Genomic DNA, 14519 nt, shown 5'->3' on the forward strand with positions numbered 1-14519 from the left:
GCCTAATGGTCGCCCGAGCGGACGCGTCCGCCGTGCTCACTCCGTGGATGGCGGGCAGCCGTGTTCCGGCGGACCTCCTCGCGGATCTCCAGGAACCGGACGAGCGGATCGTCCGAGAACCGGTCCCAGGGGAAGGAGGTGACGTACGGGCCGATCAGGCGCAGTTGCTCCTCGGCGTCCGTCCAGCGCTCCAGCCGTACCAGCAGGTACATCAGCTTGTTCCGTACCTCGGCCGGCCAGGGGTCGGCCGCCGGGAACCGGGCCGAGAGCGCGATCGCCCGGTCCACCGCCGCGTCCAGCCGCTCGACCGGGACCTCGGGGCCGCAGCCGTCGGTCAGGTAGGAGAAGGCCGCCCGGGCCGGCAGCGCCTGGACGAGGAAGTCGGCCGGAGCGTCCTGCGCGGCCAGGTCGGCGAAGTCGAAGCACGCGTGGTGGGAGCCGTGCCAGGAGGCGGCGAGGTAGCGCAGGGCGGCCACATGGCAGCCGTAGTGGTGCGGGGCACGGCGGACCGCCGCCTCCCACAGCTGCTCGAAGTACTTGTGCCCGGCGTTCGCGCCGCGCGCGTGGTCCAGCGCGATCCGCCACGGCACCGGGTCCCGGTCGTCGCCGTGCGCGGCGGCCGTGATCAGGGGGGTGGCCTGGCGCAGGAGTTCGGCCCGCGCCGGTGACTGCCAGGCGCGATCCAGCACGAGTTGGGCGCCGATCAGCAGTGCGTCGGGATCGGTGGGCGCGGCTGTGCGCCAGTCCTCGTACCACTCGCCGCGGGAGCCGGCGAAGGCGGCGAGTCTTCGCGCGTAGCGATCGCGGTTCTCCCAGTCGGCGCCGATGCGGGTGGCGGTGAGCAGGTGGGCGGCGGGCTCGTACTCACCCCGCGCGGCCGCGACGAGTGCGGGACCGAGCCGGTCGTCGGGCGCGTCGAGGAGGACCTCGTCGTCGGCGGGCGGCGGGCCGAGGCGCGAGGGCTCCCGGGGCGTCCGGGACGAGCGGATGAAGGGGGGCAGCAGAGCCATGGTGCCGACCATTGAAGGTCCGCTGGTCAAGGGAGCGCCAGTGCGAACGGGCAACTCGCGGAAAGTTGTACGCGCTACGGTCAAGGACAGGTAAAAGGTTGCCCGTTCAACAACTTCTGCACCATCAGCCACACGAGCCCCTCTAGCTGCGCCGCAGCAGCCGTGTGGCCCCCGCCGCCACCGTCGTCGCCAGAATCCAGCCCAGCAGGATGATCGCGGCGGCGAGCCACTGCCAGCCGCCCCGCAGCTGCCAGAACCCGGCCTGGCCCAGGTCGATCACCGGCAGCAGCAGGTCGAGGGCGAACAGGGCGGGGTCCCACGGCGGGTGCTCGCCGCGCCTGATCGGTGGATGGTCGGCGTGCGCGAAGGCCACCGAACTCGCCGCCCACAGCACCGCCATCCACACGGCGGCCCGGCCCGGCCGGTACCCGTAGGCGACCGCCCAGTCCTGCACGTACCCCCACAGCTTGGCGGCGACCGGCAGGCTCTCGCGGCGGCGGCGCTGCTTGGCCAGCAGCACCTCCCGGGCGTCCTCGTCCTCGCCGCCGGTCCGCAGTACGGCGGCGAGCCGTTCGTACGGCTCCGGGTTGTACTCGGCGGTCGCCGCCGCCAGCCACTCCAGCCGTTCGTTCAGCGGGAACGGGCCGCGCGGCACCAGGTTCTCGTAGCTGAACCCGCCCATGTGCAGCCGGCCCGGGCCCGGCCACGCGTCCGCCCGGTCCATCAGGTTGACGACCCGCGCCCCCGACAGCACGACCGTGCCCCGCGTCGGCCGCTCCCCGAGGAAGCGCAGCTCGGGCGTCTGCACGCGGCGCAGCGACAGCTCCTGCTCGTCGGTGAAGGTGAACCGGGCCCGCTCCAGGTCGACCGCGTCCCCGAACCGCCCGTCGTCGAGGCGCAGCCCGCCCTGGCATTCGAACCGCTGGATGCGCGTCCCGCGCGCGGGCGTCGTGCCGCTGAGCAGGGTGCTGCCGACGCCCGCCGGGGTCAGGTACAGCGAGCGCTCCACGGTCAGCTGGGGGGCGTTCAGGGCGAGCCGCGAGTAGGGGTTGGCCAGCCGGGCGCCGCGCAGGCTCAGCGAGACGCCGATCTTCGCGCTGCGCAGGGTCAGCTCGCCGTGCGACTCCAGCATCTCGGCCTGGAGGTCCTGGCCGACGGTCAGGCCGTCCGCGGCGATCGAGCGACCGCTGCGGTCGCGATAGACGATCGCCTGGTTGAGCAGCAGATCCGTACCGATCTGCGCGTCGGTGAGCCGGATGCCGTTCTGGAAGCGGCAGCGCGGCAGATGCAGGTCGCCCTCGGTGTGCACCCGGGCCGCCTCCAGGCGCGGCACCGAGCAGTCCACCATGCGTACGGTCGTGAAGTGGGCCTCCGGCAGCAGGACGTCCCGCTCGAACCGGCAGCCGCGCATCTCGACGTAAGGCACCACCGTGCCGCCCGCGAGGTCCAGGCTGTCGCTGATCTGCACCCCGACGAGCTTCAGTGACGACACACGGCCCGCGAGCGCGGGCGGTCCGTCCAGGAGCAGCCAGCACACGATCCGCGCCCGCACGGTCCGCTCGGGCCCCCAGGGGTGCCCGCCGTGCGGATCGTCGACGACGGTGTCGCCGCTGCTCAGGTCGTACACACTGCCGTTGCGGAACGCCTGCCACATCCCCGCCTCGGCGGCGGTCAGATCCTCCGGCAGGTCTCCGTCCCGGATGCCGGCCCCCTCGGTCACCAGGCTTCCTTCCTCCCCAGTAGCTCTTCGTGGTTTCGTACAACCGGTCATGCCCGTTGAGTGACGCCCGGAACACCAGACGTGAACGGGATCTTCCGGGTTCCGCCCGGGACCTGTATCAGCCATTGATACGCGCGAACGACGCCCGATCCCGGTCTGAGAGAATTGACGACGTGATCTCCCGAATCGATCTGCGCGGCGACGCCCTTCCCGAGGGCCCCGCCCTGCGCGACCTGCTGCCCCGAGCGGACTTCGACGTCTCGGCCGCCCTGGAGAAGGTGCGTCCGATCTGCGAGGCCGTGCATCATCGGGGTGACGCGGCGCTGATCGACTTCGCCGAGAAGTTCGACGGAGTACGCCTGGAGTCCGTACGGGTTCCGGCCGAGGCGCTGACCCTGGCCCTCGCGGAGCTGGACCCGGCCGTGCGCGCGGCCCTGGAGGAGTCCATCCGCCGCGCCCGTCTCGTCCACCGCGAGCAGCGCCGTACGACGCACACGACGCAGGTCGTACCCGGTGGTTCGGTCACCGAGAAGTGGGTGCCGGTCGATCGCGTCGGTCTCTACGCGCCCGGCGGGCGGTCCGTCTACCCGTCCTCCGTGATCATGAACGTGGTGCCCGCGCAGGAGGCCGGCGTCGAGTCGATCGCCCTCGCCTCCCCCGCGCAGGCCGAGTTCGACGGGCTGCCGCACCCGACGATCCTCGCCGCGTGCGCGCTGCTCGGCGTCGACGAGGTGTACGCGGCCGGCGGTGCGACCGCCGTCGCGATGTTCGCGTACGGCACCGAGTCCTGCCCGCCCGCCAACATGGTCACCGGCCCCGGCAACATCTGGGTCGCCGCCGCCAAGCGCTACTTCACCGGCAAGATCGGCATCGACGCCGAGGCCGGTCCGACCGAGATCGCGATCCTCGCGGACGACACCGCCGACCCGGTGCACGTCGCCTCCGACCTGATCAGCCAGGCCGAGCACGACCCGCTGGCCGCAGCCGTGCTGGTCACCGACTCCGTGGAGCTCGCGGACGCGGTGGCGAAGGAGCTGGAGCCGCAGGTCGCGGCCAGCAAGCACATCGAGGACCGGATCGTGCCGGCCCTCGCCGGCAGGCAGTCCGCGATCGTTCTCGTCGACGGTGTCGAGGAGGGACTTCGGGTCGTCGACGCGTACGGCGCCGAGCACCTGGAGATCCAGACCGCTCAGGCCTCGGAAGTCGCCGAACGCGTCAGGAACGCCGGCGCGATCTTCATCGGCCCCTGGGCGCCGGTCTCGCTCGGCGACTACGCGGCCGGGTCCAACCACGTCCTGCCCACCGGCGGCTGCGCCTGCCACTCCTCGGGCCTGTCCGTCCAGTCCTTCCTGCGCGGCATCCACATCGTCGACTACACGAAGGACGCGCTGGCCGACGTGGCGCACCACGTGGTGACGCTCGCGGAGGCGGAGGACCTGCCCGCGCACGGCGCGGCGATCAAGGCGCGGTTCGGATGGAAGGTACCGACGAGCAAGTGAGTTTTGGAATCGACGATCTCCCCGTACGGGACGAGCTGCGCGGCAAGTCCCCTTATGGCGCCCCCCAGTTGGACGTCCCGGTACGGCTGAACACCAACGAGAACCCCTACCCGCTGCCCGAACCGCTGGTCGAGCGGATCGCCGAGCGGGTGCGCGAGGCGGCCCGGAACCTCAACCGCTATCCGGACCGGGACGCGGTGGAGCTGCGCACGCAGCTCGCCAAGTACCTCACCGACACCGCCGGCCACGAGGTCGGCCCGGCCAACCTCTGGGCCGCCAACGGCTCCAACGAGGTCATCCAGCAACTGCTGCAGACCTTCGGCGGACCGGGCCGTACGGCGATCGGCTTCGAGCCGTCGTACTCGATGCACGGCCTCATCGCGCGCGGCACCGGCACGGGCTGGATCTCCGGCCCCCGCAACGAGGACTTCACGATCGACCTCGCCGCCGCCGAGAAGGCGGTCGCCGAGCACCGGCCGGACGTCGTCTTCGTCACGACCCCCAACAACCCCACCGGCACCGCGGTCCCGCCGGAGACGGTCCTCGCGCTGTACGAGGCCGCCCAGGCAGCGGGGCCCTCGATGGTCGTGATCGACGAGGCGTACATCGAGTTCAGCCACGGCGCCTCGCTGCTGCCGCTCATCGAGGGCCGGCCCCACCTCGTCGTCTCGCGGACGATGTCCAAGGCCTTCGGCGCGGCGGGCCTGCGCCTCGGCTATCTCGCCGCGCACCCGGCGGTCGTGGACGCCGTCCAGCTCGTACGGCTGCCGTACCACCTGTCGGCGATCACGCAGGCGACCGCGCTGGCCGCCCTGGAACACACCGACACCCTGCTCGGCTACGTCGAGCAGCTGAAGGCCGAGCGGGACCGGCTGGTCTCCGAACTGCTGGCGATCGGCTACGAGGTGACGGCGTCGGACGCCAACTTCGTGCAGTTCGGGCGGTTCGACGACGCCCACGCGGTGTGGCGGAAGATCCTCGACCGGGGCGTCCTGGTCCGGGACAACGGCGTGCCCGGCTGGCTGCGGGTGACCGCCGGAACCCCCGAAGAGAACGACGCGTTCCTCGACGCGGTCCGTGAACTGAAGAAGGAGCAGTGCGCATGACTCGCGATGGGCGTGTTGGAAGGGTCGAGCGGGTGACGAAGGAGACCTCGGTCCTCGTCGAGATCGATCTCGACGGGTCCGGCAAGGTCGATGTGTCGACAGGGGTCGGTTTCTACGACCACATGCTCGACCAGCTCGGCCGGCACGGTCTGTTCGACCTGACCGTGAAGACCGAGGGCGACCTGCACATCGACTCGCACCACACCATCGAGGACAGCGCCCTCGCGCTGGGCGCCGCCTTCAAGCAGGCGCTCGGCGACAAGGTGGGCATCTACCGCTTCGGCAACTGCACGGTCCCGCTGGACGAGTCCCTCGCCCAGGTCACCGTCGACCTGTCCGGCCGCCCCTACCTCGTGCACACCGAGCCCGAGAAGATGGCGCCGATGATCGGCGAGTACGACACCACGATGACCCGGCACATCCTGGAGTCCTTCGTCGCCCAGGCGCAGATCGCCCTGCACGTGCACGTGCCCTACGGACGCAACGCCCACCACATCGTGGAGTGCCAGTTCAAGGCACTGGCCCGGGCGCTGCGGTACGCGTCCGAGCGCGACCCGCGCGCGGCCGGCATCCTCCCGTCCACGAAGGGCGCGCTGTGACCGGCCTGTCGACCCTCCTGATCGTCGTCGGCCTCTTCCTGGCCGGCGGGATCTACTCCTTCGTCAAGCAGCAGATGCCGAAGAGCCTCATCGTGCTGCTCTCGATCGGCGCTGCGATGTGCCTCGTCGCGGGCGTCATGAGGCTGGAGGTGTGGAATTGAGCACCGGATCGAAGAAAGTGGTCGTCTTCGACTACGGCTTCGGCAACGTCCGTTCCGCCGAGCGTGCCCTCGCGCGCGCGGGAGCGGACGTCGAGATAACGCGCGACTACGACAGGGCCATGAACGCGGACGGCCTGCTGGTGCCGGGCGTCGGCGCCTTCGCCGCCTGCATGAAGGGCCTGAAGGAAGCACGCGGCGACTGGATCGTCGACCGCCGGCTGTCCGGCGGGCGCCCCGTGATGGGCATCTGCGTCGGCATGCAGATCCTCTTCGCGCGGGGTATCGAGCACGGCGTGGAGAGCGAGGGCCTCGACGAGTGGCCCGGCTCGGTCGAGCCGCTGCAGGCCGAGATCGTGCCCCACATGGGCTGGAACACCGTCGACGCGCCGGCCGACTCGCAGCTCTTCGCCGGGCTGGACGCGGACGCGCGCTTCTACTTCGTGCACTCCTACGCCGTCCACGACTGGAGCCTGGAGACGCACAACGCGGCGATCCGCGCCCCCAAGGTCACCTGGTCGACCCACGGCAAGCCCTTCGTGGCCGCCGTGGAGAACGGCGCCCTGTGGGCCACGCAGTTCCACCCCGAGAAGTCCGGCGACGCCGGAGCGCAGCTGCTGACCAACTGGATCGGAACCCTCTGATGTCTTCGAACCCCTCAGGACGGCTCGAACTCCTCCCCGCCGTCGACGTCCGTGACGGCCAGGCGGTCCGGCTCGTGCACGGCGAGTCCGGCTCGGAGACCTCGTACGGCTCCCCGCTGGAGGCCGCCCTCGCCTGGCAGCGCTCGGGCGCCGAGTGGCTGCACCTGGTCGACCTGGACGCGGCGTTCGGCACCGGCGACAACCGGGCCGTGATCGGCGAGGTCGCCGAGCGCATGAAGAGCATGCACGTCAAGGTGGAGCTCTCCGGCGGCATCCGCGACGACGCCGCCCTCGCCGCCGCGCTGGCCACCGGCTGCACCCGGGTCAATCTCGGCACGGCCGCCCTGGAGACCCCCGAGTGGGTCGCCAAGGTCATCGCCGAGCACGGCGACAAGATCGCGGTCGGGCTCGACGTACGCGGCACGACCCTGCGCGGACGCGGCTGGACCAGTGACGGGGGCGACCTCTACGAGACGCTGGAGCGCCTCGACAAGGAGGGCTGCGCGCGGTACGTGGTGACGGACATCGCCAAGGACGGCACGCTGCAGGGCCCCAACCTGGAGCTGCTGCGCAACGTGTGCGCGGCGACCGACCGGCCCGTCGTGGCCTCCGGTGGCGTGTCGTCGCTGGACGACCTGCGGGCCATCGCCGAGCTGGTACCCCTCGGTGTCGAGGGCGCCATCGTCGGGAAGGCCCTGTACGCGAAGGCGTTCACCCTCGAAGAGGCCCTGGAGGCGGTGGCTCAGTGAGCGATCTGCGACGCGTGACGACCGGCGCGCCCTGGGAGGAGACCTTCGGGTACTCCCGGGCGGTGGAGCTCCCGAACGGCCTGGTACTGGTCTCCGGCTGCACGTCCGTCGTGGACGGCCAGATCGCCGGAGGCGACCCGTACGAGCAGACGGTCAACGCCTTCGACGTCGCGTTCGAGGCGCTGGGGCAGCTGGGTCTCGGCCGCGAGGACGTCGTGCGTACGCGCATGTACCTCACCCACGCCCGGGACGTGGACGACGTCGGTCGGGCTCACAAGGAGCTGTTCGACTCCGTCCGGCCCGCCGCATCCATGATCATCGTCTCCGGCTTCGTGGACCCCGGCCTGGTGGTCGAGGTCGAGGTGGAGGCGTACCGAGGAGCAGACAAGTCATGACCCTGGCGGTCCGAGTCATCCCCTGCCTGGACGTGGACAACGGCCGGGTCGTCAAGGGCGTCAACTTCCAGAACCTGCGCGACGCGGGCGACCCCGTCGAGATGGCGAAGGTGTACGACGCCGAGGGCGCCGACGAGCTGACGTTCCTGGACATCACCGCCTCGTCGGGCAACCGCGAGACGACGTACGACGTGGTGCGCCGCACCGCCGAGCAGGTGTTCATCCCGCTGACGGTCGGCGGCGGCGTCCGTGCGGCCGAGGACGTGGACAAGCTGCTGCGGGCGGGCGCGGACAAGGTGGGCGTCAACACGGCCGCGATCGCCCGTCCCGACCTCATCCGCGAGATCGCCGAGCGTTTCGGCCGGCAGGTGCTGGTGCTGTCGGTGGACGCGCGGCGCACCGAGTCGGGCTCCTTCGAGGTCACCACCCACGGCGGTCGCAAGGGCACCGGCATCGACGCCGTCGAGTGGGCGCACCGGGCCGCCGAGCTGGGCGCGGGGGAGATCCTGCTCAACTCGATGGACGCGGACGGGACGAAGGACGGGTACGACCTGGAGATGATCGCCGCCGTCCGCAAGCACGTGACGGTTCCGGTGATCGCCTCCGGCGGCGCGGGCAAGCTGGCCGACTTCGCGCCGGCCGTCGCGGCGGGCGCGGACGCGGTGCTCGCGGCGTCCGTCTTCCACTTCGGCGATCTGCGCATCGGACAGGTGAAGGACGCACTGCGGGAGTCGGGGCACCCGGTGAGGTGACGTTCGGCTCGAGCCCCGGCTGCCTTTCGAGGCCGCCGGGGCTTTCTTCTTGGCCGGACCGAAGCGGAGCTGAAGAAGGACCTGTCGCGAGCACGTCGCCCCGCCCCTGTACGCCTTCCCGTTCCGCGTCCGAAAGGCACCCACCGTGAGCGCCTCACTCACCGCCCCGGCCGCCGTCACCGGCAGACCGGCCCACCGGGACGGCAACGTCCTGCGCTGGCTCGCCGCCTACACCTTCTCGATGGTCGGCGACAGCGTGTACTACATCGCCCTGTCCTGGGCTGCCGTGCAGGCCGGGACGCCCTCCCAGGCCGGAGTGGTCATGGCGGTGAGCGCGGTGCCGCGGGCCCTGCTGATGCTGGGCGGGGGAGTGATCGCCGACCGGTTCGGGCCGCGCAGGGTCGTCATCGGCAGTGACGCGGTGCGCTGCGCGGCCGGGCTCGCGGTGGCCGCCCTGCTGTTCCTCACCAGCCCCGGACTGTGGCCGCTGGCCCTGCTCGCCCTCGTCTTCGGCACCGTCGACGCCGTCTTCATGCCCGCCGTGGGTGCCCTCCCCGCGCGCGTGACGAGCCGCGACCAGCTCGCGCGCGTGCAGGGCATGCGGGGCCTCGCGATCCGCCTCGCCAGCATCGTCGGCGCCCCGCTCGGCGGCCTGGCGGTGGCGGCGGGCGGTGCGGCGGCGGCCTTCGCTCTGGCGGGCCTGCTGATCGCGGTGTCGGTGCCGCTGCTCCTCTGCGTACGGCTGCGGGAACTGGGCCCGGACGACAAGGCGGCCGCCCACGGCGACACCGCCTGGCGCGACCTGGTGGCCGGACTGTGCTACATACGCCGCCACCGCGTGCTGGCCCCGTTGATGCTGGCCATCGCCCTCGGTGACCTCGGCTTCGTCGGCCCGCTGAACGTGGGCCTCACCCTGCTCGCGGACGAGCGTGGCTGGGGTGCCTCCGGCGTGGGCTGGGTCCTCGCCGGGTTCGGGACCGGGGCGGGCGCCGCCTCCCTGCTGCTGACCGTGCGCGGACGCCTGCCGCACGCCGGGCAGGTCGCTGCGTACGCCATCCTCGCGGGCTCGGTCGCCATCGGCGCCCTCGCCTTCGTCCCGGGCGTCCTCGCGGCGGTCGGGGTGGCCCTGCTCATCGGGCTGCTCGCCGGGCTCAGCGGCGTCATGTGCGGCGCCCTGCTGCAGACCCAGGCCGACCCCGCCTACCTGGGCCGCGTCACCGCCGTCTCCGGCCTGGTGAGCCTCGGCTTCGCCCCGCTGAGCATGCCACTGTCCGCCGCGGCCGTCGGCGCCTGGGGGACCGGCCCGGTCTTCGTCGTCAGCGCCGTGGTCTGCGGGCTCGGCGGGGTCGTCGCGCTGTGCGTCCGGGACCTGCGGCGCGCGCAACTGCCCCGCTGAACGGGACAGGCGCGCGCAACTGCCCCGCTGAGCGGGACTTCAGATACCGAGCTGCTTCGACCCGTGCAGCTTGTCGATCGCCTCCTTGTCGCCGTCCAGCTCGACGTGGACCGCGTCCTGGCGGCCGTAGAGGAACAGCAGCAGCTCCGACGGCTCGCCGGTCACCGTCACGACCGGGGTGCCGCGGTGGGCGACGGCGGTCTGGCCGTCCGGGCGGCGCAGCACCAGGCCCGTCGCGACGCCGCGGCCCATCAGGCGGGCGGTGCGCTCCAGGCGGGACCACAGGGCGTCCTGGAAGACCTTGTCGAGCTCGCGCGGTGACCAGTCGGGCTGGGCGCGGCGGACGTCCTCGGTGTGGACGTAGAACTCGATGGTGTTGGACGCCTCGTCGATCTGCTTGAGAGAGAAGGGCGAGAACCGGGGCGGGCCGGTCCGGATCAGCTGGATCAGTTCCTCGTACGGCTTGGCCGAGAACTCGTCCATCACCTTCTCCAGGCGTGGCTCGAGTTGCTTGATCAGTATGCCGCCGGCGGCGTCGGGGCGGCGCTCGCGCACCACCACGTGCGCGGCCAGGTCACGGGTCAGCCAGCCCTCGCACAAGGTCGGGGCCTCAGGGCCCGCGGCCTCCAACAGGTCGGCCAGGAGAAGTCGTTCACGCTTGGCGAAAGTCGACATGGCAGTCAGCCTACGGCCGTCCCGCCGGTCCGCACAGTGGACACCCCACGGTGACTGTCAGTGGCGGGCGGCACAATGGCACCATGACCAGCAGCACGCCCCGCCAGCCCAGCCGGCTCGACCCCGAGATCGCCGCGCGTCTCAAGCGCAGCGCCGACGGACTCCTGCCCGCCATCGCCCAGCAGTACGACACCGGGGAGGTGCTGATGCTCGGCTGGATGGACGACGAGGCGCTGCACCGCACGCTCACCACAGGCCGCTGCACCTACTGGTCGCGCAGCCGCCGGGAGTACTGGGTCAAGGGCGACACCTCCGGCCACTTCCAGTGGGTCAGGTCCGTGGCCCTGGACTGCGACGCGGACACCGTGCTGGTCAAGGTCGACCAGGTCGGCGCCGCCTGCCACACCGGCGCGCGCACCTGCTTCGACGCCGACGTGCTGGTCAAGGACGCCGGTTCCGGCGTACCGGCCGCGGATCAGTAGGGTCAGCCGCCATGGACCTCGAGACGTTCCGCAAGCTGGCCACCGACCGCCGCGTCATCCCCGTCACCCGCAAGCTCCTCGCCGACGGCGACACCCCGGTCGCGCTCTACCGCAAGCTCGCCGCCGAGCGCCCCGGCACCTTCCTGCTGGAGTCCGCGGAGAACGGCCGCTCGTGGTCCCGTTACTCGTTCGTCGGCGTCCGGTCCGCGGCGACGCTCACCGCGCGCGACGGGCAGGCGCACTGGCTCGGCACCCCGCCCGTCGGCGTCCCGGCCGACGGTGACCCGCTCGTCGCCCTGCGCGCCACCATCGAGGCCCTGCACACCCCCCACCAGGAGGGCCTGCCGCCCTTCACCGGCGGCATGGTCGGCTACCTCGGCTACGACATCGTGCGCCGCCTGGAGAAGATCGGCCCCGGCGAGCGCGACGACCTCCGACTGCCCGAGCTGACCATGCTCCTCACCAGCGACCTCGCCGTGATGGACCACTGGGAGGGCTCGGTCCTGCTGATCGCCAACGCGATCAACCACAACGACCTCGACACCGGCGTCGACGAGGCACACGCGGACGCGGTGGCCCGCCTGGACGCCATGGAGGCGGACCTGTCGCGGGCGGTCGCCCAGCCCCCGGCCGTCCTGCCCCCCTCCGAACTCCCCGAGTACACGGCCCTGTGGGGCGGCCCCGACTTCCAGGAGGCCGTCGAGGACGTCAAGGAGCGCATCCGCGCGGGCGAGGCCTTCCAGGTCGTACCGTCGCAGCGCTTCGAAACACCGTGCACGGCAAGCGCGTTGGACGTGTACCGGGTGCTGCGGGCGACGAACCCCTCCCCGTACATGTACCTGTTCCGCTTCGACGATTTCGACGTCGTCGGCTCGTCCCCCGAGGCCCTCGTCAAGGTCGAGGACGGGCAGGCCATGGTCCACCCCATCGCCGGCACCCGGCACCGCGGGGCCACCCCGCAGGAGGACCAGGCCCTCGCCGAGGAGCTGCTCGCCGACCCGAAGGAGCGCGCCGAGCACCTCATGCTGGTCGACCTGGGGCGCAACGACCTCGGACGAGTCTGCGAGCCGGGCTCGGTCGAGGTCGTCGACTTCATGTCCGTCGAGCGGTACTCGCACGTCATGCACATCGTCTCGACGGTCACCGGCAAGGTCGCCGCGGGCCGCACGGCCTTCGACGTCCTGACGGCCTGCTTCCCGGCGGGCACCCTCTCCGGAGCCCCCAAGCCCCGCGCCATGCAGATCATCGACGAACTGGAACCGTCCCGGCGCGGCCTGTACGGCGGCTGCGTGGGCTACCTGGACTTCGCCGGCGACTCCGACACCGCCATCGCCATCCGCACGGCCCTGCTGCGGGGCGGCACGGCATACGTCCAGGCGGGCGCCGGCATCGTCGCGGACTCCGACCCGGTCGCCGAGGACCAGGAGTGCCGCAACAAGGCCGCGGCGGTGCTGCGCGCGGTCCACACGGCCAACCGGCTCGTCAAATAGGGCGCTTATCACTGAACCCCGGGTGACGGTTCGCCCGGGGTTCAGGCGATAGTGGAGTACGTGACTCCCGTACCTCACCCCCGTTCCGATGCCGCAGGACCCGCCCGGGCCGGCCGCCGGAGTCTTGCCGTCGCCCTGCTCAGCGGGGCGCTCGGCGCGGCCGTGGTGTTGCTCGCGACCCGCCAGCAGTGGTCGCAGGGCACCGCGACCGTGGCCGGCGGCAGCTTCCCGCTGACCGCCACGGGCAGCGACGTGACGGGCGTGCCCGCGTCCCTGGCCATAGTGGGCCTCGCCGCGCTCGTCGCCGTCTTCGCCGTCCGCCGGGCCGGCCGCTTCCTGGTCGCCGCCCTGCTCGCGCTCTCCGGCGCCGGTACCATCGCGGCGGCCCTCCTCGGCGTCGACGACAGCTCCGCGCTCGACGAGCAGGCCGCGAAGGCCTCCGGCGACACCTCGGCCACCGTCGACGCGCTCTCCCACACCGCCTGGCCGTACGTCGCGGCCGTCGGCGGTGCCCTGCTCCTCCTGGCCGGCCTGCTCGCCCTGCGCTACGGACGCCGGTGGCCCGCGATGTCCGGCCGCTACGAGCGTTCCGGCACTCCCCGCCCGCGCCGCCAGGCGCCCGCCGTCGACCCCGACCGTCCCGAGGACATCTGGAAGGCCCTCGACCGGGGCGAGGATCCGACCGGCGCGTAGGCCTCCGGCGGTGCGTGCCGCGGTCGCGGCGGCTACGGGGGTGGGGGCTCGGTGATGTGCCGGGTGCTGGTGTGTGGGGGCTGGTCGCGCAGTTCCCCGCGCCCCTGGGGGTGCGGCCCACGCTTCTCGCCAGGTGCCGGTTCTTCGGCAGACAGGCCACGGCCGGCGCCCCATCGGCCCCCGACGCGCAAGGGACGACCCCGGGACACCCGGCACGCGTGCGTGCGGAACAATGGACCATGAGCGTCCGGCTCAGACACGTACACAGCAACGAGGAGCAAGTCATGGCGGGCAGCAGCCACGGTCACACCCCGGCCGCCTGGACCGGTGTCATCATCGCCTTCATCGGTTTCACCGTCGCCGGCGCCTTCATGGTGCTGGCCGAGCCGGCGGGCTTCTGGGGCGGCATGGTGATCGTGGTCCTCGGTGGCGTGGTCGGCTGGATCATGCGGAAGATGGGACTGGGCCAGCCGAAGCAGACCCACCCGGAGCACAAGGTCGCGGACGAGCGCGAGCCCGCGCGCGTCGAGGGCTGATCGCGTACGACTTCGTGGAGGGGCGGCCCGGCGTGATGCCGGGGCCGCCCCTCACGCGCGTCCAGGGGGCCGTACAGGGCACAATGCGAGCGTGGACGCCGACAGCCGGAGCACCCCGACGACATCGCCCCCCGACGCCGCCGACGAGGGCGTGCTGGGCCGGCTGGCCGTGCCGGCGGGAGTGCTCGCGGCGGTCGTCGGGGCCTTCGCGTACGTGGGCACCGTGGACCCCAACCAGCCCGGCCACTACCCCGTCTGCCCGCTGCTGCGCCTCACCGGCATCTACTGCCCTGGCTGCGGCGGTCTGCGCAGTGCGCACGCCTTCATCCACGGGGACTTCGTCGCGGCGCTCGGCGACAACGCCCTGGCCGTCGTCGGGTACTTCGCCTTCGCGGTGGTGTGGACCGTCTGGGTGGTCCGTGCGCTGCGCGGACGGCCGGCGAGGATCGTTCTCGGGCCGGTGCAGCTGTGGAGCCTCGGTGCGTTGGTGCTGGTCTTCACTGTTGTCCGGAACCTGCCGTTCGGTGGCTGGCTACATCCTTGATCAATTCACGAAGGTCCAGGTAGTGGGACCGGCGTCAACCGGATGTGAGGCCTACGCCCTCCTGCGGATAC

Annotated in this window: 17 protein-coding genes; 14 read left to right on the forward strand and 3 right to left on the reverse strand. The window is 72.0% G+C overall.

The window, feature by feature from the left end; all coding sequences use genetic code 11:
* Positions 1-2: 2 nt before the first annotated feature.
* A complete protein-coding gene (locus ACFWWR_RS19015) occupies positions 3-1022 on the reverse strand; it encodes a hypothetical protein (RefSeq protein WP_383860383.1) in 1020 nt (339 codons plus the stop codon).
* 130 nt (positions 1023-1152) lie between these two features.
* Positions 1153-2730 (reverse strand): oxidoreductase, encoded by a 1578-nt coding sequence (locus ACFWWR_RS19020; protein WP_384304327.1) that lies wholly within the window; start codon positions 2728-2730, stop codon positions 1153-1155.
* Positions 2731-2903: 173 nt separating this feature from the next.
* Between ACFWWR_RS19020 and hisD the strand changes: the two genes are divergently transcribed.
* The 9 genes from hisD (at position 2904) to ACFWWR_RS19065 (ending at position 10028) form a co-directional block, all read left to right on the forward strand.
* Positions 2904-4229, forward strand: a complete 1326-nt coding sequence (hisD, locus tag ACFWWR_RS19025) for a histidinol dehydrogenase (RefSeq protein WP_384304330.1) — start codon at positions 2904-2906, stop codon at positions 4227-4229.
* A complete protein-coding gene (locus ACFWWR_RS19030) occupies positions 4226-5335 on the forward strand; it encodes a histidinol-phosphate transaminase (RefSeq protein WP_384304332.1) in 1110 nt (369 codons plus the stop codon). Before hisD ends, ACFWWR_RS19030 begins: the two co-directional genes overlap by 4 nt.
* Positions 5332-5934 (forward strand): imidazoleglycerol-phosphate dehydratase HisB, encoded by a 603-nt coding sequence (hisB, locus tag ACFWWR_RS19035; protein WP_383860395.1) that lies wholly within the window; start codon positions 5332-5334, stop codon positions 5932-5934. The genes ACFWWR_RS19030 and hisB overlap by 4 nt, the downstream gene beginning before the upstream one ends.
* On the forward strand, positions 5931-6095 hold the full coding sequence (locus ACFWWR_RS19040; protein WP_358795182.1) for a hypothetical protein: 165 nt from the start codon (positions 5931-5933) through the stop codon (positions 6093-6095). Before hisB ends, ACFWWR_RS19040 begins: the two co-directional genes overlap by 4 nt.
* A complete protein-coding gene (gene hisH, locus ACFWWR_RS19045) occupies positions 6086-6736 on the forward strand; it encodes an imidazole glycerol phosphate synthase subunit HisH (RefSeq protein ID WP_383860399.1) in 651 nt (216 codons plus the stop codon). Before ACFWWR_RS19040 ends, hisH begins: the two co-directional genes overlap by 10 nt.
* Positions 6736-7485, forward strand: a complete 750-nt coding sequence (priA, locus tag ACFWWR_RS19050) for a bifunctional 1-(5-phosphoribosyl)-5-((5-phosphoribosylamino)methylideneamino)imidazole-4-carboxamide isomerase/phosphoribosylanthranilate isomerase PriA (RefSeq protein WP_384304335.1) — start codon at positions 6736-6738, stop codon at positions 7483-7485. Before hisH ends, priA begins: the two co-directional genes overlap by 1 nt.
* Complete coding sequence (locus tag ACFWWR_RS19055) at positions 7482-7880, forward strand: RidA family protein (RefSeq protein WP_383860405.1); 399 nt, start codon at positions 7482-7484, stop codon at positions 7878-7880. Before priA ends, ACFWWR_RS19055 begins: the two co-directional genes overlap by 4 nt.
* Positions 7877-8632, forward strand: a complete 756-nt coding sequence (gene hisF, locus ACFWWR_RS19060; protein ID WP_383860408.1) for an imidazole glycerol phosphate synthase subunit HisF — start codon at positions 7877-7879, stop codon at positions 8630-8632. Before ACFWWR_RS19055 ends, hisF begins: the two co-directional genes overlap by 4 nt.
* A gap of 145 nt (positions 8633-8777) precedes the next feature.
* Positions 8778-10028 (forward strand): MFS transporter, encoded by a 1251-nt coding sequence (locus tag ACFWWR_RS19065; protein WP_384304338.1) that lies wholly within the window; start codon positions 8778-8780, stop codon positions 10026-10028.
* Between the two features lie 39 nt (positions 10029-10067).
* Here ACFWWR_RS19065 and ACFWWR_RS19070 read toward each other — a convergent pair whose 3' ends face one another.
* The gene (locus ACFWWR_RS19070; RefSeq protein ID WP_383860414.1) at positions 10068-10703 is read right to left on the reverse strand and encodes a TIGR03085 family metal-binding protein; all 636 of its coding nucleotides are present in this window, start codon (positions 10701-10703) and stop codon (positions 10068-10070) included.
* An 83-nt stretch (positions 10704-10786) separates the two neighbouring features.
* Between ACFWWR_RS19070 and hisI the strand changes: the two genes are divergently transcribed.
* The 5 genes from hisI (at position 10787) to ACFWWR_RS19095 (ending at position 14448) form a co-directional block, all read left to right on the forward strand.
* On the forward strand, positions 10787-11185 hold the full coding sequence (hisI, locus tag ACFWWR_RS19075; protein WP_383860417.1) for a phosphoribosyl-AMP cyclohydrolase: 399 nt from the start codon (positions 10787-10789) through the stop codon (positions 11183-11185).
* Between the two features lie 11 nt (positions 11186-11196).
* Positions 11197-12675, forward strand: coding sequence for an anthranilate synthase component I (locus ACFWWR_RS19080; RefSeq protein WP_384304340.1), 1479 nt, complete (start codon positions 11197-11199; stop codon positions 12673-12675).
* 51 nt (positions 12676-12726) lie between these two features.
* Positions 12727-13368, forward strand: a complete 642-nt coding sequence (locus ACFWWR_RS19085; RefSeq protein ID WP_383860423.1) for a TIGR02234 family membrane protein — start codon at positions 12727-12729, stop codon at positions 13366-13368.
* 284 nt (positions 13369-13652) lie between these two features.
* On the forward strand, positions 13653-13904 hold the full coding sequence (locus ACFWWR_RS19090) for an HGxxPAAW family protein (RefSeq protein WP_383860426.1): 252 nt from the start codon (positions 13653-13655) through the stop codon (positions 13902-13904).
* A 91-nt stretch (positions 13905-13995) separates the two neighbouring features.
* Positions 13996-14448, forward strand: coding sequence for a DUF2752 domain-containing protein (locus ACFWWR_RS19095; protein ID WP_383860429.1), 453 nt, complete (start codon positions 13996-13998; stop codon positions 14446-14448).
* Positions 14449-14519 lie beyond the last annotated feature (71 nt).

The sequence above is a fragment of the Streptomyces sp. NPDC058678 genome (genome assembly GCF_042714835.1).
GTDB lineage: Bacteria > Actinomycetota > Actinomycetes > Streptomycetales > Streptomycetaceae > Streptomyces.

What these genes read in the sequence shown, in the direction of transcription:
- ACFWWR_RS19015 (WP_383860383.1), bottom strand. Translation starts at nt 1,022, where the DNA reads ATGGTCGGCACCATGGCTCTGCTGCCCCCCTTCATCCGCTCGTCCCGG.
- ACFWWR_RS19070 (WP_383860414.1), bottom strand. Translation starts at nt 10,703, where the DNA reads ATGTCGACTTTCGCCAAGCGTGAACGACTTCTCCTGGCCGACCTGTTG.
- hisB (WP_383860395.1), top strand. Translation starts at nt 5,332, where the DNA reads ATGACTCGCGATGGGCGTGTTGGAAGGGTCGAGCGGGTGACGAAGGAG.
- ACFWWR_RS19090 (WP_383860426.1), top strand. Translation starts at nt 13,653, where the DNA reads ATGGCGGGCAGCAGCCACGGTCACACCCCGGCCGCCTGGACCGGTGTC.
- hisI (WP_383860417.1), top strand. Translation starts at nt 10,787, where the DNA reads ATGACCAGCAGCACGCCCCGCCAGCCCAGCCGGCTCGACCCCGAGATC.
- priA (WP_384304335.1), top strand. Translation starts at nt 6,736, where the DNA reads ATGTCTTCGAACCCCTCAGGACGGCTCGAACTCCTCCCCGCCGTCGAC.
- hisF (WP_383860408.1), top strand. Translation starts at nt 7,877, where the DNA reads ATGACCCTGGCGGTCCGAGTCATCCCCTGCCTGGACGTGGACAACGGC.
- ACFWWR_RS19080 (WP_384304340.1), top strand. Translation starts at nt 11,197, where the DNA reads ATGGACCTCGAGACGTTCCGCAAGCTGGCCACCGACCGCCGCGTCATC.